The sequence below is a fragment of the Aeromonas sp. ASNIH1 genome, assembly GCF_002934285.1.
Taxonomy (GTDB): domain Bacteria; phylum Pseudomonadota; class Gammaproteobacteria; order Enterobacterales; family Aeromonadaceae; genus Aeromonas; species Aeromonas caviae.
The window spans coordinates 2,236,224-2,255,188 of the sequence record NZ_CP026228.1; the positions used below are offsets into that span (position 1 = coordinate 2,236,224).

Genomic DNA, 18,965 nt, shown 5'->3' on the forward strand with positions numbered 1-18,965 from the left:
AAATATAGAGGACTGAATATGTCTGTTATCAAGATGACCGACCTGGATCTGGCGGGCAAACGCGTTCTGATCCGTGCTGACCTGAACGTGCCGGTAAAAGACGGCAAGGTCACTTCCGATGCACGTATCGTCGCCACCCTGCCGACCATCAAGCTGGCTCTGGAAAAGGGCGCCAAGCTGATGATCACCTCCCACCTGGGTCGTCCGACCGAAGGTGAATACAACGAAGAATTCTCCCTGGCTCCGGTTGTCAACTATCTGAAAGACGCACTGTCCTGCCCGGTTCGTCTGGCCAAAGACTACCTGGATGGCGTAGACGTCGCCGCCGGTGAGCTGGTCGTGCTGGAAAACTGCCGCTTCAACAAGGGCGAGAAGAAGAACACCATCGATCTGGCCAAAAAATACGCCGCCCTGTGTGACGTCTTTGTAATGGATGCGTTCGGTACTGCTCACCGCGCCGAAGGTTCTACCTACGGTGTGGCCCAGTTCGCGCCGGTTGCCTGTGCAGGCCCCCTGCTGGCCGGTGAACTGGAAGCCCTGGGCAAAGCCATGCTGAAGCCCGAGCGCCCCATGGTTGCCATCGTGGGTGGCTCCAAGGTCTCCACCAAGCTGACCGTACTCGAATCCCTCTCCAAGATCGCTGACCAGCTGGTGGTCGGTGGTGGCATCGCCAACACCTTCATCGCTGCTGCCGGTCACAACGTCGGCAAGTCCCTGTGCGAGCACGACCTGATCGACACCGCCAAGAAGCTGGCTGCCGAAACCAACATTCCGGTGACCACCGACGTGGTTGTGGGTAGCGAATTCTCCGAATCCACCCCGGCCACCATCAAGTCCGTGTCCGACGTGACTGACGGCGACATGATCTTCGACATCGGTCCGGATTCCGCCAAGGCCCTGGCCGACATCATCATGAACGCCAAGACCATCCTGTGGAACGGCCCGGTCGGCGTGTTCGAGTTCGACCAGTTCGCTGAAGGCACCAAGGTGATCGCCGAAGCCATCGCCGCTTCCCCGGCCTTCTCCATCGCTGGCGGTGGTGACACCCTGGCTGCCATCGACAAGTTCGGCATCGCCGACAAGGTCTCCTACATCTCCACCGGCGGCGGCGCCTTCCTGGAGTTCGTAGAAGGCAAGGTACTGCCGGCTGTCGCGATTCTCGAAGAGCGCGCCAAAGCCTAATTGACCCGGGACGGGGGGCAAAAGCCTCCCGTTTCGTTTATCATGTGGCCGCTGTGCCGGTTCATGATGAACCCCCCACTTTTTATTAACGGCATACGAGACAGGACGATTAAACATGTCTAAGAAAATTTTCGACTTCGTAAAACCCGGCGTGATCACTGGTGATGACGTTCAGAAAGTGTTCGCCATCGCCAAGGAAAACGGCTTCGCTCTGCCGGCCGTCAACTGCGTCGGTACCGACTCCGTGAACGCCGTGCTGGAAGCTGCTGCCAAGGTCAAAGCCCCGGTTATCGTACAGTTCTCCAACGGTGGTGCCGTGTTCACCGCCGGCAAGGGTCTGAAGCTGGAAGGCCAGCAAGCTGCCATCCTGGGTGCCATCTCCGGTGCCAAGCACGTGCACGCCGTTGCCGAAGCCTACGGTGTACCGGTGATCCTGCACACCGACCACGCCGCCAAGAAGCTGCTGCCGTGGATCGACGGTCTGCTGGACGCGGGCGAGAAGCACTTTGCCGAAACCGGCAAGCCGCTGTTCTCCTCCCACATGCTGGATCTGTCCGAAGAGTCTCTGGAAGAGAACATCGACATCTGCTGCGAGTACCTGACCCGCATGGCCAAGATGAACATGACTCTGGAGCTGGAACTGGGCTGCACCGGCGGTGAAGAAGACGGCGTGGACAACAGCCACCTGGACCAATCCTCCCTGTACACCCAGCCGGAAGACGTGGCCTACGCCTACGAGCGTCTGTCCAAGATCAGCCCGCGCTTCACCATCGCTGCCTCCTTCGGCAACGTGCACGGTGTGTACAAGCCGGGTAACGTCAAGCTGACTCCGAAGATCCTGGACAACTCCCAGAAGTACGTCTCCGAGAAGTTCGGTCTGCCTGCCAAGTCCCTGGACTTCGTGTTCCACGGTGGCTCCGGCTCTACCCTGGAAGAGATCCGCGAATCCATCTCCTACGGCGTGGTGAAGATGAACATCGACACCGACACCCAGTGGGCGACCTGGGAAGGCGTGCTGAACTTCTACAAGTCCAATGAAGCCTACCTGCAAGGCCAGCTGGGCAACCCGGAAGGTGCCGACAAGCCGAACAAGAAGTTCTACGATCCGCGCGTATGGCTGCGTGCCGGTCAGACTTCCATGATCGCGCGTCTGGAGAAGGCCTTCTCCGACCTGAATGCCATCGACGTACTGTAATTCGCAGCACCTTGATTGCATGAAAAGGCGCTCTTCGGGGCGCCTTTTGCATTTCTGTGATCCTGACGGGCTGGATTGGGGATGGGGGGCTGGGTATTATCGATGACACCCGTTTAATTTAGTAAACGAATGCAACCAGGCAGGATGCTGAGCATGCAGACAGGAAGACAGGGACATCAGGAACACACGGCCTCCTATTACGCGGCCACTCGCAACGACCATCGGCAGTGGCCCGAGCTCAGTGGTGAGCTGGATGCGGACGTTTGCGTCATTGGTGGCGGTTTCACCGGCCTCAACACCACCATCAACCTGGCCGATGCCGGTTACAAGGTGGTGCTGCTGGAGGCGAACCGCATCGGCTGGGGAGCGTCGGGACGCAACGGCGGCCAGCTGATCCGCGGCATCGGCCACGATACCAGCCAGTTTTCCCGCTGGATTGGCGAGGCGGGCGTGCGGGAGCTGGATCTGATGGGGATCGAAGCGGTGCAGCTGGTGCGCGAGCGGGTCGAGCGTTTCAATATCGAGTGCGATCTCACCTGGGGCTATTGCGATCTCGCCACCAAGGCGCGCCACCTGAAGGGGTTCGAGGAGGATGCCGAGCACCTGGCTAGCCTGGGTTACCGGCACGCACTGAAAATGGTGGCACGGGAGGAGATGCACACCGTGGTCGGGTCGGATCGCTATATCGGCGGGATGATCGACATGGGCTCCGGTCACCTGCATCCTCTCAACCTTGCCCTCGGCGAAGCGCGTGCGGCAGCCAGTCTCGGGGTCTCCCTGTTCGAACACTCAAGGGTGACCCACATCGATTACGGCGAGCGGGTCGAGGTGACCACGGCCCACGGCCGGGTCAGCGCGGACTACCTGGTGATCGGCTGCAACGCTTATCTGGGCGACCTCCAGCCCGATCTCGGGGGTAAGGTGCTGCCGGCGGGTTCCTACATTCTCGCTACCCAGGTACTGGAGAAGCGCCTGCGCCAACGCTTGCTGCCACAGAATATGGCGGTGTGTGATCAGAATGTGGCGCTCGACTACTATCGGCTGTCGGCGGACGGTCGCCTGCTGTTTGGCGGGGCCTGCAACTATTCGGGCCGTGACCCCCGCGATATCAAGGCCTTCATGCTGCCCAAGCTGCTGCGGGTTTTCCCCGAGCTCGCGGGTACCGCCATCGAGTTCCAGTGGGGGGGCATGATAGGCATAGGCGCCAACCGGCTGCCCCAGATAGGCCGCCTCGAGCAGCATCCCAACGTCTTCTATGCCCAGGCCTATTCGGGCCATGGCCTCAATGCCACCCACATGGCGGGCAAGCTGGTGGCGGAGGCGATCAAGGGGGAGAGCCGGGGCTTCGATCTCTTCAGCCGCGTCCCCCACATGACCTTCCCGGGTGGCCCGGCGCTGCGCTCTCCGTTGCTGGCGCTCGGGATGCTCTGGTATCGGCTGAAGGATCTGCTCTAGGGGGAGGGGGGCTCGGGATTATCCCTGCTGCGTCGCGTCTGGCTCGGCCAGGCGCCAGCCCTGCTCCGTCTTCATCATCCAGACCTGGGTCTCCTGCGCCAGGGCCTGGCCTGCCTCGAAGTCGCCATATTTGCGCTCGAGCTCCATCAGCCCCATCTCCTGCTGGAAGGGGCCGACCCTGTCATAGACGAGATCCTCGTCGTGCAGCACCTGCAACTGATCCAGTCCCTGCTTGAAGTGGAGCTGGTAGCTCACCTTGACCAGATAGACCCCCTCCATCCGCTCCTCCTTGCCGAGCACGGCGAAGTCGCGGATGTCGAACAGGTCAGCATCCGTGCCCGCCTGCAACCTGGCGGTGACCTGGCTCTGGATGGTCTCTTCACCGGGACCTGCGTTGCAGCCATAAAGCCAGAGGGCCAGCAGGGGGATGAACCACTTTTTCATCAAAACTCCGGATGATGCGAGACAGGAGGGGCAAAGTTTGCCACGGTACGGGCCAGATACAAGGGATAGCCAGAAAAATCAGCAGTCTATGGCAGGTCCGAGGTAAGGGGACGGCGAACGATGCAGGTCATGATCAGGGTATCGCCGCTGAACCCGGCGATCTGTTTGCGATCTACTTGCTGGAAGCCGTGCTTGGTCCAAAAATGCAGGGCTGGCAGGTTGGTTTCTATGACCCCGAGCCGCATGTTGGTGCAACCCCAGTTTGCCGCCATCTCCATGAGCCGTAGGACGACTTGGCTGCCGATGCCACGGCCTTGCCTGCACTCCTTCAACAGCAGCAGACCGAGATAGGCGGTATCCGGTGTGGGATAGCCACGGATGAGATCGACGCAGCCAAGCAATTCTTCCCCCTCCAGCACGGCCAGCACAAACTTGTCCTCTTGCCCCATCCCCGGTGGACAGACCTTGAGTATCTCTTCGGCATCCGCAGGGACAGGCCCCTTGCTTTCGGTCAGCCAGCTGTAGGCTGGGGCTGCCATGACAACTTCCTCCAGCCAGCCCCTGTGCTCTGGGTGAAACGCTGACAGACGCCGGAGCTCCATCTAGCGCAGCTTGTCCAGCTGGCCGAGAAATTCGACAGGCCCCATGAAGCCGGTCACCCGCTGGCCGTTCACCTCGTTGCCATCGCGATCGAAGAAGATGAGGGTCGGCAATCCCAGCACGTTGAGGCCGTTGAGCAGATCCACGTCGGCGTCGTCGTTGGCGGTGACGTCCGCCTGCAGCAGCACCATCTCGCTGAAGCGCGCCTGCACATCGGGGTCGCTGAAGGTCTTGTGCTCGAACTCCTTGCAGGCCACGCACCAGTCGGCGTAGAGATCCAGCAGCACCGGCTTGCCGCGGGCGGCGGCAAGCTGCACCTTGAGATCGTCAAGGGTCTTGATGCGGATGAATCGGGGGGCCTGGGTCTGGGCGGCGGCATTGGCCCCCTCGGGTGGCAGCAGCAGATCCTTGCCCACCACCACGAGGCCCATCATCGCCAGCAACAGGACGAAGCCGCCAAGGCTCTTGCCCACCGAATGGGCGCGATGCTGGTTGTGGTGATAGAGATAACCGCACAGCACCAGCCCCCAGCCGAGCCAGAGCAGGGTGGCCACCTGATCGCTCAGGAGCCTTGAGAGCAGCAGGATGGGTACCGCCAGCAGCGCAAACCCGAAGAGTTGCTTGATCACATCCATCCAGGCGCCGGCCCTGGGCAGCAGCTTGCCGCCAGAGGTGCCGAGCAAGAGCAGCGGCAGCCCCATGCCCAGGGAGAGGGCATAGAGGGCCGCACCGCCGAGCCAGAGGTCGCCACTCTGGGCCACGTAGATAAGGGCCCCGGAGAGCGGCGCCGTGGTGCAGGGGGAGCAGACCAGTCCCGAGATCATGCCCATGATGGCGACGCCGGCCACGGATCCGCCCTGCTGGCGGTTGGAGAAGCCCGAGAGACGGGTTTGCAGGCTGCTCGGCAGTTGCAGGGTGTAGAGCCCGAACATGGAGAGGGCGAGCAGCACGAACATCACCGAGAGGCCGATGAGCACATAGGGGTGCTGCAGGGCCGCCTGGAATTGCAGGCCCGCCGAGGCAACGACGAGCCCGAGCAGGGTATAGGTGACCGCCATCCCCTGCACATAGACAAAGGAGAGCAGGAAGGCGCGACGGGTGGAGAGGCGATGCCCGGCCCCGGCGATGATCCCGGTCAGGATGGGATACATGGGGAAGACGCAGGGGGTGAAGGCGAGGCCGAGACCCAGGGCGAAGAAGGCGGCGACGCTGATCCAGAACCCCTGGCTGCCGAGGGCGGCCGCCAGCCTGTCCTGCTGGCTGCCCGGCACGTCGGTGCCCTGAAGGGGGGCCACCGCTTCCGCCTGGGCGGGGGCGGTGAGGGGCTCGACGGCGATCCGCTTGTCGGTGGGTGGGTAGCAGAGTCCCTCGGTACAGCCCTGGTAACTCAGGGTGAGGCTCGCCGTGTCCCCGACCCGGGTCAGTGCCACGGGGATCTGCACCTCCTGGTAATAGACCCGGCTCTTGCCGAAGAAGTCATCCTCGTGCTCGGTGCCGGGGGGCAGGACGGGCTCGTCAAAGGCGAGGTTCTCTCCCTTCACACGGATGCTGTGGCGATAGAGGTAGTAGCCGTCGGCGATGCGTATCCGGAGCAGCAGCCGATCACCCTGTTGTTCGCTCTCGAGGGCGAAGGCCTGATCCACCTTGAGGAATCTTGGCTGGGTCTCGATGCCGAGGCTGCCGAGCAGATCCTGGCTGCTGGCCCGGGCGGGGGCCATCGTCAGGACGCAGAGCAGGCCCAGCAGCATCAGCAGGAAGGAGAGGGGGCGAGAGGCGGTCATGAAGTCTCCTGTGTCAACCAGTCGAGATAGGCAGGGTGGCCCTGGCTTGCCGGGAGCGCCAGGATCTCCGGTACCTCGTAGGGATGGTGGGCGAGAATGCACTGGCGCAGGGGCTCGAACAGAGTGGCCCGACTCTTGATGACGAGCTGGATCTCCCGGGTTCGCTCCGTCTTGCCCTGCCAGCGATAGACGGAGGTGACCCCGGGCAGCTGGTTGATGCAGGCGGCGAGGCGCTGGTCGAGCAGTTGCTCGCAGAGGCGGTCTGCACTGGTCTCGTCGGGGCAGGTGCAGAGCACCAGAATGGCGTCGGTCATAGGGATGGACGGTCTCGGCAACGGGGCGCACGGGCCCCCTGGATCAGCCGTTACTATACCGGGCCGGGGGGCAAATAGCACCCGGCCCCCCGCACCCGGAATAAGTCATGCGCCCGAGATGGACGCTGTGAAAAGGACAGGGCAGAATGAGCGGGCTTGTTCCAATTCTACGTAAGGAAATGTATGACCCAACAGAATGAGCAGCAGAGAAACCGCATGTTGAGCCTGTTGCGTGAAGGGGAGCGCCGCATGCTGGTGCAACTGGCCGGTCTGCTGCGTACCAGTGTCGACGAGATCAATGCGGAGCTGGAAAAAGAGGAGCTGTTGTCGGCGTTGGAGCAACCCATCACGGTGGAGTACCTCAACGGCGTGGTGCAGCATCATCTGTTCGAGCGCCTGCACAAGGGGGACATGGTGGCGGCCCAGCGTATGCTGAACCAGTACCAGAGCGACCTCGAAGCCATGATGCGCCAGGAAACCAGGCAGGACGATACCCCGCCGGAAGAGGTCAAGGCCCAGGCCTGACCCCGCGAGGCCCTCTTCAGCACCATCATGCCATCGCATGATGGTGCCTCGCCCTTACCCCTCGAATCGCTTATCCCAGCGCCTTGTGCACCTGTCCCATGGGAATGGGGAACACCTTGTCGTAGCTCCAGTTGTAGACGAAGGCATAGACCAGGTAGAAGAGCACGAAGCCCATATCCAGCACCAGCGCCTCCAGCAGGCCGATGTCGAGCCACCAGGACATCACCGGCAGGGCCACGATCAGCAGGCCCCCCTCGAACCCCAGGGTATGCAGCACCCGCTGCCACAGCGCCTTGTGGGTGTGGCCCTGATAGCGCAGCAGCAGCTTGTCCACCCCGATGTTGTAGACATAGTTCCAGACGGTGGCGACCACCGAGAAGAACAGGGCCAGGGGGCCCATGTGGTTGAGCCCGACGCCGGTCACCCAGCTGGCCAGCGGGGCGGCGATCAGCAGGCCAATCAATTCGAAGCCGATGGCGTGGCGCAGGCGGTCACGGGTCGTACGCATGGTCTGTCTCTCTCTTTGGTCAGGGAATGGCGGCAATGTATCGCCAAAACCGGATAGATTCACGTTGGTATCTATCGCTAAAATAGATAGATGTGACGACACAACAGCACGGCGGAGCAGGCTCATGACCCCTTCACTGGAACACTTCAAGGCATTGCTGGCGACGGCCGAGACCGGGTCGTTCTCGGCGGCGGCGCGCAGGCTGGGCAAGGCCCAGTCGGTGGTGAGTGCCGCCATCGCCAACCTGGAGATCGATCTCGGCCTTGCGCTGTTCGATCGCAGCGGCCGCTATCCCGTGCTGACCGAGGCGGGTGCCCGCATCTGTCAGGAGGCGGGGGTGCTGCTGGCCCAGAGCGAGCGACTGCAGGCCATCGCCGGCGAGCTGGCCAACGGCGTCGAGTCGCGCCTCACCCTGGCCATCGACGATGACTCCCACCTGCCCTGGCTTGGCTCCCTGCTGGAGGAGTTCGCCAGCCGCTACCCGGCGGTGGAGCTGGAGCTGTTGTTCCCGCTGATGGAGGACGTGACCGAGCTGCTCAAGAGCGGCCGTGCCCAGCTCGGCATCAGCTATCAGAAGGCGCACCCCGAGCGGGAGCTGGTCTCCCGCTCCCTGGGGACGGTCACCATGCCCCTGGTGGTCTCTCCGGATCACCCCCTGGCCCACAAGACGCCGTTGAAGGAGAGTGACCTGCAAGGGGCACGCCAGTTGATGGTGACCGGACGGCGGGAGGGGACGGAGCGCCATCGCTTCCGCCTCTCGGCGCAAGTGTGGTGGGTGGAGGGGGATCTCGGGATCCTGGAGCTGGTGAAACTGGGGCTGGGATGGGCGGCGGTGCCCGAGTTTCTGCTGCACCGGCCCCTGGCGCGGGGGGAGCTGGTGGTGCTCAAGCCGGATTTCATCGCCGAGGCGGAACTGGCGCTGGAGTTGCAATGGTATCGCGCCCGCCCGCTCGGGCAGGCGGGGCGCTGGTTGCAGGAGGCACTGCTGGCGCGGGTGCCTCGCTAGGGGGATTCAGTCGATCAACGCATAGGGCAGGGGCTGCAGACTGAGGCTGGAGCCCTCTTCCAGCTTGAGGCGGAAGCGGGCGTCGGCCTCGGTGTCCTTGGGCAGCACGGCGGTGAGCCACACCTGACCCTGCTGCTGCCAGGCGTTGAGCACCAGACCGCTGCGGCGCCAGTTGTCACCGAGCTGGATCTCCAGGGTGTCACCGCTGGCCACCTGCGTTGCGGCAGTGCCGCTCAGCACGAAGAGGGCGCGGTTGTTGGCGCCGCGATACTTGGCGCGTGCCACTGTCTCCTGCCCCATGTAGCAGCCCTTGTTGAAGCTGATGCCATCAAGGGCTTGCAGGTTCAGCATCTGGGGGATGTATTCCCCCTGATGGACCGCTTCCAGATGGGGGAGACCGGCTTTGATTTCCAGCCCCCACCAGAGTCCTTCGTCGCCCACCGGCAGGTTCAGGGCCTGCGGGGATGTGCTCGCCAGCAGCCAGCGGTCCGCCTCCACCCTGACTGCCATGCCGCCCTCCACCAGACCGGTGCCGGTCAGCGCGAAGTGCTGTGCCATCCAGTCGTCCGTCCCCTGACCGGCCAGTCCGGTCAGGCTGCCCTGAAACTCGCCAATCTCGACCTTGGCAAAGATCGCAAACTTCTTGAGCTCCGGCAGCTGGCGTGCCAGCACTGACGGCTTGGTCAGCATCAGCAGGCTGTCTTCCAGGCAGAGCAGGCGAAAATCGCTCCACAGCTTGCCCTTGGGATCGCAGTGGCCGCCGAGGGTGCTCTGGCCCGGTTGCAGGGCATTGACGTCGCAGGTGACCTGACCTTGCAGATACTTGGCGCGATCCGGGCCGCCGAGGCGGGTGATGGCCAGGTTGGTCAGGGAAAACAGGGTCGGCTCGGCAGGAAGAAGAGGGGTCGGCAGGCTCACGATGGGATTCCAGAGACAGAAAGTATGTGACCTGCATGGTAAAGACGTAAGGAATGTTTGTCAGCCGGAAAATCCTGCTGCTACCATTCCCCGGTCTTTGTAAGGAGAGTTCCATGTTGAACCCAAGTGAGAAGTCCCGCCTGAAGTGGGCCTGCCGTCGCGGCATGCTCGAGCTGGATGTGATCTTTATGCCCTTCTTTGAGCACGAGTTCGATGGCCTCGGCGAGGCCGAACAGCTCACCTTCATCCGCCTGCTGGAGTGCGAGGATCCCGAGCTGTTCCGCTGGTGCATGGGTCACGGCGTGCCCGAGGATCCCGCTTTTGCCGCCATGATCCCCCTGATCCTCGAGCGCAACCAGGCCCGCCACGACAGCCTGCGCTGAGCCCGACTCGCGACCGCCACCCCTCATGGCCAGCCTCGCGTCTTCCCAGCGGGTAGTGATGCCCGTGATCGCCTCCCGCCAGCAGCGTCTGCTGCTGTGCATCCTGTTTCTGTTGCTGCTCTTGCCCGTCGCCAGCCTGATCCAGGGCTGGCAATGGGGGCTGTTCCTCCCAGTCTGGGGGCTGAGTCTGTGGCGCGCGTTGCGCCGCCATCCGGCGGCGAGCGGCGTGCTCGTCTGGGATGGGGAGTGGCTCGAGTGGCAAGGGGGGCGCCATCGGCTGGATCCCCGCAGCCGCATCCTGCCCGGGGTGCTCTGGTTGCGGCTGAAGACGGTGGAGGGCTCCGAGGGGCAGCTCTGGCTCTTCTCCGATGCCCTGGCCCCTGCACACTACCGCGCCCTGGCCCGCGCCATCCACCTCGCTGTCCGCTAGGGGCGTCTCTCTCTACCTGCCACATCTGCCGCTCATAGCAGATGACCCCGCCTGGGCGGGGTCATCTGGGAGAGGGCATACGCCCGAATCGAACGCAACGACCTTATTCCTGATCCGGCGTCATTCCCGATCCGGGGTCAGCACGGTTGGCTTGGAGTCCGGCTGCATGTCCGGATAATCCAGGTTGTAGTGCAGACCGCGTGACTCCTTGCGCTCCAAGGCGCAGTTGACGATGAGCTCGGCCACCTGCAACAGGTTGCGCAGCTCCAGCAGGTTGTTGGAGACCCGGAAGTTGGCGTAGTACTCCTGCACCTCCTGCTTGAGCAGATCGATGCGACGCTTGGCCCGGGCCAGGCGCTTGTTGGTGCGCACTATGCCCACGTAGTCCCACATCATCAGCCGCAGCTCGTGCCAGTTGTGCTGGATCACCACCTGCTCGTCCGAGTCATCCACCTGGCTCTCGTCCCAGGCCGGCAGGCTGGGGGGCGCCACGCTGGTGGGCAGCTTGGCCAGGATGTCGGCTCCCGCCTGGTGGGCATAGACCACGCATTCGAGCAGGGAGTTGGAGGCCATGCGATTGGCGCCGTGCAACCCGGTATAGGTCACCTCGCCGATGGCGTAGAGGCCGGGGATGTCGGTCTGACCGTTGTTGTCGATCATCACGCCGCCACAGGTGTAGTGGGCCGCCGGGACGATGGGCATCGCCTCCCTGGTGATGTCGATACCGACCGCGAGGCAGCGCTCATAAATGGTCGGGAAGTGCTTGATGATGAAATCCGCCGGCTTGTGGCTGATGTCCAGATACATGCAATCCGCCCCGAGGCGCTTCATCTCGTGGTCGATGGCGCGGGCGACGATGTCCCGCGGGGCCAGCTCGGCCCGCTCGTCAAACTCCGGCATGAAGCGGCTGCCGTCGGGACGGCGCAGGTAGGCCCCTTCGCCGCGCAGCGCCTCGGTCAGCAGGAAGTTGGGGTCGTCCGGGTGGAACAGGCTGGTGGGGTGGAACTGGTTGAACTCCAGATTTGCCACCCGGCAGCCGGCCCGCCATGCCATGGCGATGCCGTCGCCAGAGCTCACGTCCGGGTTGGAGGTGTACTGGTACACCTTGGAGGCCCCGCCGGTGGCCAGCGCCACGAAGCGGGCGCGGATCACCTCGACCTGCTCGGCGTTGCGATTCCAGACATAGGCTCCCAGTACCTTGTTGCCCGGCAGACCCAGCTTGCGGGTGGTGATGAGATCGACCGCGTTGAAGCGCTCCATCAGCTGGATGTTGGGGTGGGCGCGCACCTGGTCGATCAGGGTGAGCTGCACCGCCTTGCCGGTGGCGTCGGCCGCGTGGAAGATGCGGCGATGGCTGTGGCCCCCTTCCCGGGTCAGGTGATAGTGGGATTCCCCCTCGGCATCCTCTTCCTGATCGAAGGGGACCCCCTGCTGAATGAGCCACTGGATGGAGTCGCGGGCGTTGCGGGCGGTGAACTCCACCACTGCCGGGTCGCACAACCCGGCGCCGGCGTTGAGCGTGTCGCTCACGTGGGATTCGATGCTGTCGGTCTCGTCGAACACGGCAGCGATGCCTCCTTGCGCATAGAGAGTGGCCCCCTCACTGATGGGCCCCTTGCTCAGAACCAGGACTTTGGCCTGGTCTGCCAATCGCAACGCGAGGGACAGACCGGCGGCACCGCTGCCAATGATGAGTACGTCGCAAAGGTATTCAACACTTGCTTTCATAAGTATCATTGGCCTGGATTAAGAACTGGCCCCATGGTAGCCCAAGGGGGGTTGTGATGCAGCCCGCATCACATTTTTTTCAATGCAAGCGAACTTTCCCTGATTCCTCCTGTCTGAACTTGTGCGCTTAGAAGGGGCCGGAAAAGAAAAACGATAACCTGATGGGGGTTTTACGGCTCTGATGAGCGACCAGAATCTACTGGACGAACAGCTGGTTGAACGGGTCCAGCGTGGCGATAAAAATGCATTCAACCTGTTGGTACGCAAGTACCAGCACAAGGTGGTCAACCTGGTGGCCAGGTATGTCAACAATCCGGGCGATGTACCGGATGTGGCGCAGGAGGCATTCATCAAGGCCTACCGTGCGTTGCCGACATTCCGTGGCGAGAGCGCGTTTTACACCTGGTTGTACCGGATCGCCGTCAACACGGCCAAAAACTACCTGACGTCACAGGGGCGCAGACCGCCCAGCAGTGATGTCGAAGCGGACGAGGCTGAATATTATGGTGGTGGTGAAGCCCTGCAAGAGGTGGCCACCCCGGAAAACCTGGCGCTGACCGACGAGATCAAGCGCACCGTGTTTACCGCCATAGAAGCCTTGCCAGAAGATTTGAGAACGGCGATCACCCTTCGTGAAATGGAAGGGCTGAGCTACGAGGAGATTGCGGAGATCATGGATTGCCCGGTGGGTACGGTGAGATCCCGCATCTTCCGGGCGAGGGAAGCAATCGATAAAAAGCTGCAACCTCTGATCGAGCATTAACTGGGGAAAGACAGGCAAACTTATGGCAAATAAAGAGCAACTTTCAGCCCTGATGGATGGCGACCTCAGCGAAATCGAGGTACTGAACGAGCTGGGAACGGATCCCGCTCTGCAGGATACCTGGTCGCGTTACCATCTGATCGGTGATGCCATGCGGGGTGACCTGCCGGTCAATCTGCAACTGGATCTCAGCGACAGCATCATGCTGGCGCTGGAGGATGAACCCGCCATACTGGCGCCCAAGCCGGCACAGCCTGCTGCGCCCCAGGTGCAGCCCGCCGGCAAGGTGATCCCCTTCGTTCGCCGCTTTGGCCAGCAAGTGGGGCAGTATGCCATTGCCGCCTCCGTGGCTGCCGCCGTCATCTTCGGCGTGCAGCAGTACCAGGGCAAGGATGGTGTGCCGACCAGCCCGGTGCTCAATACCATACCCGTGGGTGGCAGTGCTGCGCCGGTGAGCGTGCACTATCCCCAGGATGGCAGCCGGACCGGTGTGCGTCAGCAAGGTCTGAGCGAGCAGCAGATGCAGGAGCAGCGCGAGCGCATCAATGCCTTCCTGCGCGACCATCAACTGCAACAGCGTCTGCTGCAAGACAAGCAGATTCAGGAATAACGCATTTTTAGGGATCAGATCGTGCGCCAGTCCAGCCGTATCCTGCTGGCCTCTCTCCTGTTGATTTGTGCCAAGGCCTCGGCCGACGATCTGTCGGCCGAGGCCTTGTTGCAGCAGATGCAGAGTGCCGTTTCGCAACAAAACTTCGAATTGTCCATGGTCAAGGCCCGCCAGGGGCGCCTCGAGCCTATCCGTTTCAGCCACGGGATCATCGATGGCAAGGAGGTGGCTCACCTGAGCTATCTCGACGGCAAGGCCGTGGAGTTCCTGCAACGCCAGAACGAATACACCTTCTTCGAAAACACCCATGAACCCTACACCCTCAAGGGGGCGCGTTTCCCCGGGGTCTGGTCGAGCCTGGTGAGGATGCCGCTGCCCCGGGTGATGGAGAGCTATGACCCCGTGCTGGCGGGCCGCAGCCGGGTGGCCGGCCTGGTGGCACAAGTGGTGCGGCTGGTGCCCAAGGAGGCGGACAAGTACGGCTTCGTGCTCTGGATTGACGAACAGAGCCATCTGCTGCTGCGGGTGGACATGGTGGATCGAGAGGGCAATCTGGTGGAGCAGGTGCTGGGGGTGGATCTGGACAGGCAATCTGCGCCGGCCCCCTGGCTGGTCACCCTGGCACGCAGCAAGCTGCCGGATGCGCTGGCGCTGGAAGATGCCTATCCCGCTCCCCAGCAGACCCTCAACTGGCACCTGACCTGGTTGCCCGATGGCTTCAAGGTGCTCTCTCAGGATCGGCATCAGCTGGTCAGCACCAGTCTGCCGGTGGATTACATGATGCTCTCCGACGGGCTGGTGGATCTCTCCGTCTACGTCTCCCGGGTCGATCCCAAGCAGGCGGTGCGCCAGCAGTTGATTCGCCAGGGGGCTACCTCGCTGGTGAGCTTCGTCAACGAGGTCGGGGTGGAGATCACCGTGGTGGGCGAGGTGCCCGCCGAAACCGCCAAGCGCATCGCCGAGGCAGTGCAGCCCCTGGCCCGCAACGAGGCGGTGCAGTGAGTCTTTGCCGTGAGACTTGCCCTGAGGGTGCCGCCGTGTTGAGATCCGGAGCATCCACCGTCCCCTGTGAGGTGTCATCAGGTGAGTAACATGAGTGAAGAGCTGGCCACAGTAGTGGCCATCGACGGCAATCACGCCTGGGTGGAGTGCGAGCGGCGATCCGCCTGCAGCGGTTGCCACCAACAATCCAGCTGCGGGACCGGCACCGTCGCCAAGGCCTTTCCCATGAAGGCGCAGCGGCTGCGGGTCGCCCTCACCGGCGACGTGGCGGTGGGTCAGCAGATCCGCCTGGGCATCCCTCAGGCCAGCATCCTGCGCGGTGCGGCTCTGGTGTACGTGCTGCCGCTCTTCTGTCTGCTGCTGGGCGCCCTGCTCGGCCAGCTCTGGCTGGCGCCGCTCTTGTCGGCGGGAGAGGGGGTGACCATCCTCTGCTGTCTGCTGGGCGGCGCCATCGGATTTTTACTGGTTCGTTACTTTTCTGACCGGCTCGAGCAGGGGGAATACGGTCCCCGCATGCTCGGGGTGGTGCTCAATACCCGTCATCTCTCTTGAGGAGCCGGGTCTGGCGGAGGGCATCCAGGTGCCCAACGCCCGCCAGACAAGGCGCTATTTGTGGGGCCCGCCGACTAAAGATTGGCCGTCGACCGGGTTATCCAGTAAAATCCTGCCCTCATATCCGACCCTAACTTAATTTTGAGTGATTCTTGCTCGATGAAACACATTCGTAACTTTTCGATTATTGCGCACATCGACCACGGTAAGTCGACCCTGTCGGACCGTCTGATCCAGACTTGCGGCGGCCTGTCCGATCGCGAGATGCAGGCCCAGGTGCTGGACTCCATGGATCTGGAGCGCGAGCGCGGCATTACCATCAAGGCACAGAGTGTGACCCTGAACTACCAGGCACAAGACGGTAACACCTATCAGCTGAACTTTATCGACACCCCGGGCCACGTGGATTTCTCCTACGAGGTTTCTCGCTCCCTGGCTGCCTGTGAAGGGGCACTGCTGGTGGTGGATGCCGGTCAGGGGGTTGAGGCACAGACTCTGGCCAACTGCTACACCGCCATGGAAATGGAGCTGGAAGTGGTGCCGGTGCTGAACAAGATTGACCTGCCGGCCGCAGAGCCCGAGCGGGTTGCCGAGGAGATCGAGGACATCGTCGGCATCGATGCGGTGGACGCGGTGCGCTGCTCCGCCAAGACCGGCCTCGGTGTCGATCTGGTGCTGGAAGAGATCGTCGCCAAGATCCCGTCCCCGGAAGGGGATCCGGAGGCGCCGCTGCAGGCGCTGATCATCGACTCCTGGTTCGACTCCTATCTCGGGGTCGTGTCGCTCGTGCGGATCAAGAACGGTTCCCTGAAGAAGAACGACAAGATCAAGGTGATGAGCACCGGTCAGGTATGGGGTGTGGATCGCATCGGTATCTTCACGCCGAAGCAGGTGGACACCGACGGCCTGGGTTGTGGCGAGGTAGGTTGGGTCGTCTGCGGCATCAAGGATATCCACGGTGCGCCGGTGGGGGATACCCTGACCCTGGCCAAGCACGGTGCCGAGAAGGCGCTGGCCGGCTTCAAGAAGGTGAAGCCCCAGGTCTATGCGGGCCTGTTCCCCATCTCCAGCGATGACTACGAGTCCTTCCGCGATGCGCTGGAGAAGCTCTCCCTCAACGACGCCTCCCTGTTCTACGAACCGGAGAGCTCCACGGCGCTGGGCTTCGGCTTCCGCTGCGGCTTCCTCGGGATGCTGCACATGGAGATCATCCAGGAGCGTCTGGAGCGTGAATACGATCTGGATCTCATCACCACAGCGCCGACCGTGGTCTACGAGATCGAGCTGAACGATGGCTCCACCATCCACATCGACAGCCCGGCCCAGATGCCCGCCATCAACAACATCAAGGAGATGCGCGAGCCCATCGCCGAGTGTCACATCCTGCTGCCGCAGGAGTACATGGGCAACGTCATCACCCTCTGCATCGAGAAGCGCGGCGTACAGACCAACATGGTCTACCACGGCAAGCAGGTGGCGCTGACCTACGAGATCCCGATGGCGGAAGTGGTGCTCGACTTCTTCGACCGTCTGAAGTCCACCAGTCGCGGCTACGCCTCCCTGGACTACGGCTTCAAGCGCTTCGAAACCTCCGACATGGTCCGTCTGGACATCATGATCAATGGCGAGCGGGTCGACGCCCTGGCCATCATCACCCACAAGGAGAACGCCCAGTATCGCGGTCGCCAGGTGGTGGAGAAGATGCGCGAGCTGATCCCGCGCCAGATGTTCGACATCGCCATCCAGGCCGCCATCGGCAACCAGATCATCGCCCGCAGCACCGTCAAGGCATTGCGTAAAGACGTCACCGCCAAGTGCTACGGTGGTGACGTGAGCCGGAAGAAGAAGCTGCTGAACAAGCAGAAAGAAGGCAAGAAGCGGATGAAGTCCCTGGGCCGTGTGGACGTGCCGCAAGAGGCCTTCCTCGCCATTCTCCACGTCGGAAAGGATTAATCGATGGCAAGCACCTTTTCCCTGATCCTCGTCGTCGTCACCCTGCTGACCGGCATCATCTGGACGCTCGACAAGCTGGTCTGGGCCAAGCAGCGGGCGGCCAAGATTGCCGCCGCCCGTGCCAATGCCGGTCCGGATGTGGACGAGAAGACACTGGCCAAGGTGGCCCCCATGCCGGTCTGGATCGAACAGACCGGCGGGGTTTTCCCGGTGATCGCGCTGGTGCTGATCCTGCGCTCCTTCATCTTCGAGCCGTTCCAGATCCCGTCCGGCTCCATGATGCCGACCCTGCTGGTGGGCGACTTCATCCTGGTGGAGAAGTTTGCCTACGGCCTCAAGGACCCGGTGACCAACACCAAGTTCCTCGAGACCGGCGAGCCGAAGCGCGGTGATGTGGTGGTCTTCAAGTATCCGCTGGATACCCGGGTGGACTACATCAAACGGGTGGTCGGCATGCCCGGCGATCGGGTCATCTATCGCAACAAGGAGCTGATGATCCGGCCCAAGTGCGATGAGCAGGAAGGGAAAACGTGCCCCGGCTTCCAGAAGCTGGATGTCAAGTTCGAGCAGCGCGGCGAGTTCAGCCAGATGGGGATCCCGCTGGATCGCTACACCGAACAGCTGGGTGATGTCTCCCACGAGACCTTGCGCAACCCGCTAATGCCGGACCTGGTGGACCGCTACTATCGCCAGCCCGGCACCTACCCCGACGAGTGGGTGGTGCCGGAAGGCCACTATTTCGTGATGGGTGACAACCGCGACAACAGCACCGACAGCCGTTTCTGGGGCTTCGTGCCCGAGCAGAACCTGGTGGGCAAGGCGGTCGCCATCTGGATCAGTTTCGAATTCGAGCGTGAGGAAGGGTCCAGCTTGCCGAGCTGGGTGCCGACCGGTGTGCGCTTCAACCGCATTGGCGGAATCAAGTAAATGAATATCAAGATGAACAGACTGCAGTCCCGTCTCGGGCATGTCTTTCAGGATCCTGAGCTGCTGACCCGGGCTCTGACCCATCGCAGCGCAGGGTCCCGTCACAACGAGCGCCTGGAATTTCTGGGGGACTCCATCCTGAGTCTGGTGATTGCCGATGACCTCTTCCACCGCTTCCCGCAGGCAGCGGAAGGGGATCTCAGCCGGATGCGCGCCACCCTGGTGCGCGAGAAGACGCTGGCCGAGCTGGGCCGGGAATTCGACCTCGGGGATCACCTGATCCTGGGGCCGGGGGAGCTGAAAAGCGGCGGTTTTCGCCGCGAGTCCATCCTGGCCGACACCGTCGAGGCGGTGATCGGCGCCGTCTATCTGGACACGGATCTGGAGCGGGTGCGCAGCCTCCTGCTCTGCTGGTATGCCAGCCGCCTTGGCGAGATCAAGCCCGGGATCGAACAGAAGGATCCCAAGACCCGTCTGCAAGAGATCCTGCAGGGCAGCCGCAAATCCCTGCCGACCTACACGGTGACCAACGTCAAGGGCGAGGCCCACAACCAGGAGTTCACCGTCCAGTGCGAAGTGGATGGCCTGGATGGCCCCCTGGTCGGGATCGGCTCCAGCCGCCGCAAGGCCGAACAGGCCGCGGCGCAGCAAGCACTGGAACGGCTGTCATGAGCACCATGACGGATCCG

The 18,965-nt window shown here is 62.7% G+C and carries 21 protein-coding genes; 14 read left to right on the forward strand and 7 right to left on the reverse strand.

The window, feature by feature from the left end; translation table 11 throughout:
- The first annotated feature begins 18 nt into the window (after positions 1 to 18).
- The 3 genes from C2U37_RS10880 (at position 19) to C2U37_RS10890 (ending at position 3,832) form a co-directional block, all read left to right on the forward strand.
- A complete protein-coding gene (locus tag C2U37_RS10880) occupies positions 19 to 1,182 on the forward strand; it encodes a phosphoglycerate kinase (RefSeq protein WP_010675659.1) in 1,164 nt (387 codons plus the stop codon).
- Positions 1,183 to 1,297: 115 nt separating this feature from the next.
- Positions 1,298 to 2,377 (forward strand): class II fructose-bisphosphate aldolase, encoded by a 1,080-nt coding sequence (gene fbaA, locus C2U37_RS10885; RefSeq protein ID WP_010675658.1) that lies wholly within the window; start codon positions 1,298 to 1,300, stop codon positions 2,375 to 2,377.
- Positions 2,378 to 2,530: 153 nt separating this feature from the next.
- Positions 2,531 to 3,832 carry an NAD(P)/FAD-dependent oxidoreductase gene (locus tag C2U37_RS10890; protein WP_104452271.1) on the forward strand — a complete coding sequence of 434 codons (1,302 nt, stop codon included), beginning with the start codon at positions 2,531 to 2,533 and terminating at the stop codon, positions 3,830 to 3,832.
- Positions 3,833 to 3,850: 18 nt separating this feature from the next.
- Here C2U37_RS10890 and C2U37_RS10895 read toward each other — a convergent pair whose 3' ends face one another.
- The 4 genes from C2U37_RS10895 to cutA form a co-directional block, all read right to left on the reverse strand.
- A complete protein-coding gene (locus C2U37_RS10895) occupies positions 3,851 to 4,276 on the reverse strand; it encodes a hypothetical protein (protein ID WP_039040544.1) in 426 nt (141 codons plus the stop codon).
- Between the two features lie 86 nt (positions 4,277 to 4,362).
- Positions 4,363 to 4,815, reverse strand: coding sequence for a GNAT family N-acetyltransferase (locus C2U37_RS10900; protein WP_158656243.1), 453 nt, complete (start codon positions 4,813 to 4,815; stop codon positions 4,363 to 4,365).
- A 63-nt stretch (positions 4,816 to 4,878) separates the two neighbouring features.
- A complete protein-coding gene (locus C2U37_RS10905; RefSeq protein WP_104452273.1) occupies positions 4,879 to 6,657 on the reverse strand; it encodes a protein-disulfide reductase DsbD in 1,779 nt (592 codons plus the stop codon).
- Positions 6,654 to 6,971 carry a divalent-cation tolerance protein CutA gene (gene cutA, locus C2U37_RS10910; protein WP_104452274.1) on the reverse strand — a complete coding sequence of 106 codons (318 nt, stop codon included), beginning with the start codon at positions 6,969 to 6,971 and terminating at the stop codon, positions 6,654 to 6,656. Before cutA ends, C2U37_RS10905 begins: the two co-directional genes overlap by 4 nt.
- A 183-nt stretch (positions 6,972 to 7,154) precedes the next feature.
- Here cutA and C2U37_RS10915 point away from each other — a divergent pair, with 183 nt between their 5' ends.
- A complete protein-coding gene (locus C2U37_RS10915) occupies positions 7,155 to 7,496 on the forward strand; it encodes a hypothetical protein (RefSeq protein WP_010675652.1) in 342 nt (113 codons plus the stop codon).
- 70 nt (positions 7,497 to 7,566) lie between these two features.
- Here C2U37_RS10915 and C2U37_RS10920 read toward each other — a convergent pair whose 3' ends face one another.
- The gene (locus tag C2U37_RS10920; RefSeq protein WP_104452275.1) at positions 7,567 to 8,004 is read right to left on the reverse strand and encodes a PACE efflux transporter; all 438 of its coding nucleotides are present in this window, start codon (positions 8,002 to 8,004) and stop codon (positions 7,567 to 7,569) included.
- 124 nt (positions 8,005 to 8,128) lie between these two features.
- Between C2U37_RS10920 and C2U37_RS10925 the strand changes: the two genes are divergently transcribed.
- Positions 8,129 to 9,010 (forward strand): LysR family transcriptional regulator, encoded by an 882-nt coding sequence (locus C2U37_RS10925; protein ID WP_010675650.1) that lies wholly within the window; start codon positions 8,129 to 8,131, stop codon positions 9,008 to 9,010.
- Between the two features lie 6 nt (positions 9,011 to 9,016).
- On the opposite strand, the gene ygfZ is transcribed toward C2U37_RS10925, so the two are convergent.
- Positions 9,017 to 9,928: a tRNA-modifying protein YgfZ gene (gene ygfZ, locus C2U37_RS10930; RefSeq protein WP_199770525.1), complete on the reverse strand. Its 912-nt coding sequence runs from the start codon at positions 9,926 to 9,928 to the stop codon at positions 9,017 to 9,019.
- Positions 9,929 to 10,041: 113 nt separating this feature from the next.
- Between ygfZ and C2U37_RS10935 the strand changes: the two genes are divergently transcribed.
- Together C2U37_RS10935 and C2U37_RS10940 are read left to right on the forward strand one after the other, a co-directional pair.
- Entirely contained in the window at positions 10,042 to 10,311 is a 270-nt protein-coding gene (locus tag C2U37_RS10935; RefSeq protein WP_104452276.1) for an FAD assembly factor SdhE, read from the forward strand.
- A gap of 58 nt (positions 10,312 to 10,369) precedes the next feature.
- On the forward strand, positions 10,370 to 10,741 hold the full coding sequence (locus C2U37_RS10940) for a protein YgfX (protein ID WP_010675647.1): 372 nt from the start codon (positions 10,370 to 10,372) through the stop codon (positions 10,739 to 10,741).
- Positions 10,742 to 10,861: 120 nt separating this feature from the next.
- On the opposite strand, the gene nadB is transcribed toward C2U37_RS10940, so the two are convergent.
- Positions 10,862 to 12,469 (reverse strand): L-aspartate oxidase, encoded by a 1,608-nt coding sequence (nadB, locus tag C2U37_RS10945; protein WP_010675646.1) that lies wholly within the window; start codon positions 12,467 to 12,469, stop codon positions 10,862 to 10,864.
- A gap of 181 nt (positions 12,470 to 12,650) precedes the next feature.
- On the opposite strand from nadB, the gene rpoE reads away from it, so the two are divergent.
- The 7 genes from rpoE (at position 12,651) to rnc (ending at position 18,948) form a co-directional block, all read left to right on the forward strand.
- Positions 12,651 to 13,232, forward strand: coding sequence for an RNA polymerase sigma factor RpoE (rpoE, locus tag C2U37_RS10950; protein WP_010675645.1), 582 nt, complete (start codon positions 12,651 to 12,653; stop codon positions 13,230 to 13,232).
- A 22-nt stretch (positions 13,233 to 13,254) separates the two neighbouring features.
- Entirely contained in the window at positions 13,255 to 13,842 is a 588-nt protein-coding gene (locus tag C2U37_RS10955) for a sigma-E factor negative regulatory protein (RefSeq protein ID WP_041211670.1), read from the forward strand.
- A gap of 21 nt (positions 13,843 to 13,863) precedes the next feature.
- Positions 13,864 to 14,844 (forward strand): MucB/RseB C-terminal domain-containing protein, encoded by a 981-nt coding sequence (locus C2U37_RS10960; RefSeq protein WP_010675643.1) that lies wholly within the window; start codon positions 13,864 to 13,866, stop codon positions 14,842 to 14,844.
- A 90-nt stretch (positions 14,845 to 14,934) separates the two neighbouring features.
- A complete protein-coding gene (locus C2U37_RS10965; protein WP_010675642.1) occupies positions 14,935 to 15,396 on the forward strand; it encodes a SoxR reducing system RseC family protein in 462 nt (153 codons plus the stop codon).
- Between the two features lie 159 nt (positions 15,397 to 15,555).
- Entirely contained in the window at positions 15,556 to 17,349 is a 1,794-nt protein-coding gene (gene lepA / locus C2U37_RS10970; RefSeq protein WP_042016225.1) for a translation elongation factor 4, read from the forward strand.
- 3 nt (positions 17,350 to 17,352) lie between these two features.
- Entirely contained in the window at positions 17,353 to 18,276 is a 924-nt protein-coding gene (gene lepB, locus C2U37_RS10975; RefSeq protein WP_010675640.1) for a signal peptidase I, read from the forward strand.
- On the forward strand, positions 18,277 to 18,948 hold the full coding sequence (gene rnc / locus C2U37_RS10980; RefSeq protein WP_104452277.1) for a ribonuclease III: 672 nt from the start codon (positions 18,277 to 18,279) through the stop codon (positions 18,946 to 18,948). It abuts the gene before it with no gap.
- Positions 18,949 to 18,965: the final 17 nt, after the last annotated feature.

Excerpts from the sequence above, each read along its gene's own strand:
- C2U37_RS10880 (WP_010675659.1), top strand. The coding sequence starts at position 19 with ATGTCTGTTATCAAGATGACCGACCTGGATCTGGCGGGCAAACGCGTT.
- fbaA (WP_010675658.1), top strand. The coding sequence starts at position 1,298 with ATGTCTAAGAAAATTTTCGACTTCGTAAAACCCGGCGTGATCACTGGT.
- C2U37_RS10890 (WP_104452271.1), top strand. The coding sequence starts at position 2,531 with ATGCAGACAGGAAGACAGGGACATCAGGAACACACGGCCTCCTATTAC.
- C2U37_RS10895 (WP_039040544.1), bottom strand. The coding sequence starts at position 4,276 with ATGAAAAAGTGGTTCATCCCCCTGCTGGCCCTCTGGCTTTATGGCTGC.
- C2U37_RS10900 (WP_158656243.1), bottom strand. The coding sequence starts at position 4,815 with ATGGCAGCCCCAGCCTACAGCTGGCTGACCGAAAGCAAGGGGCCTGTC.
- C2U37_RS10905 (WP_104452273.1), bottom strand. The coding sequence starts at position 6,657 with ATGACCGCCTCTCGCCCCCTCTCCTTCCTGCTGATGCTGCTGGGCCTG.
- cutA (WP_104452274.1), bottom strand. The coding sequence starts at position 6,971 with ATGACCGACGCCATTCTGGTGCTCTGCACCTGCCCCGACGAGACCAGT.
- C2U37_RS10915 (WP_010675652.1), top strand. The coding sequence starts at position 7,155 with ATGACCCAACAGAATGAGCAGCAGAGAAACCGCATGTTGAGCCTGTTG.
- C2U37_RS10920 (WP_104452275.1), bottom strand. The coding sequence starts at position 8,004 with ATGCGTACGACCCGTGACCGCCTGCGCCACGCCATCGGCTTCGAATTG.
- C2U37_RS10925 (WP_010675650.1), top strand. The coding sequence starts at position 8,129 with ATGACCCCTTCACTGGAACACTTCAAGGCATTGCTGGCGACGGCCGAG.
- C2U37_RS10935 (WP_104452276.1), top strand. The coding sequence starts at position 10,042 with ATGTTGAACCCAAGTGAGAAGTCCCGCCTGAAGTGGGCCTGCCGTCGC.
- C2U37_RS10940 (WP_010675647.1), top strand. The coding sequence starts at position 10,370 with ATGCCCGTGATCGCCTCCCGCCAGCAGCGTCTGCTGCTGTGCATCCTG.
- nadB (WP_010675646.1), bottom strand. The coding sequence starts at position 12,469 with ATGAAAGCAAGTGTTGAATACCTTTGCGACGTACTCATCATTGGCAGC.
- rpoE (WP_010675645.1), top strand. The coding sequence starts at position 12,651 with ATGAGCGACCAGAATCTACTGGACGAACAGCTGGTTGAACGGGTCCAG.
- C2U37_RS10955 (WP_041211670.1), top strand. The coding sequence starts at position 13,255 with ATGGCAAATAAAGAGCAACTTTCAGCCCTGATGGATGGCGACCTCAGC.
- C2U37_RS10965 (WP_010675642.1), top strand. The coding sequence starts at position 14,935 with ATGAGTGAAGAGCTGGCCACAGTAGTGGCCATCGACGGCAATCACGCC.
- lepA (WP_042016225.1), top strand. The coding sequence starts at position 15,556 with ATGAAACACATTCGTAACTTTTCGATTATTGCGCACATCGACCACGGT.
- lepB (WP_010675640.1), top strand. The coding sequence starts at position 17,353 with ATGGCAAGCACCTTTTCCCTGATCCTCGTCGTCGTCACCCTGCTGACC.
- rnc (WP_104452277.1), top strand. The coding sequence starts at position 18,277 with ATGAATATCAAGATGAACAGACTGCAGTCCCGTCTCGGGCATGTCTTT.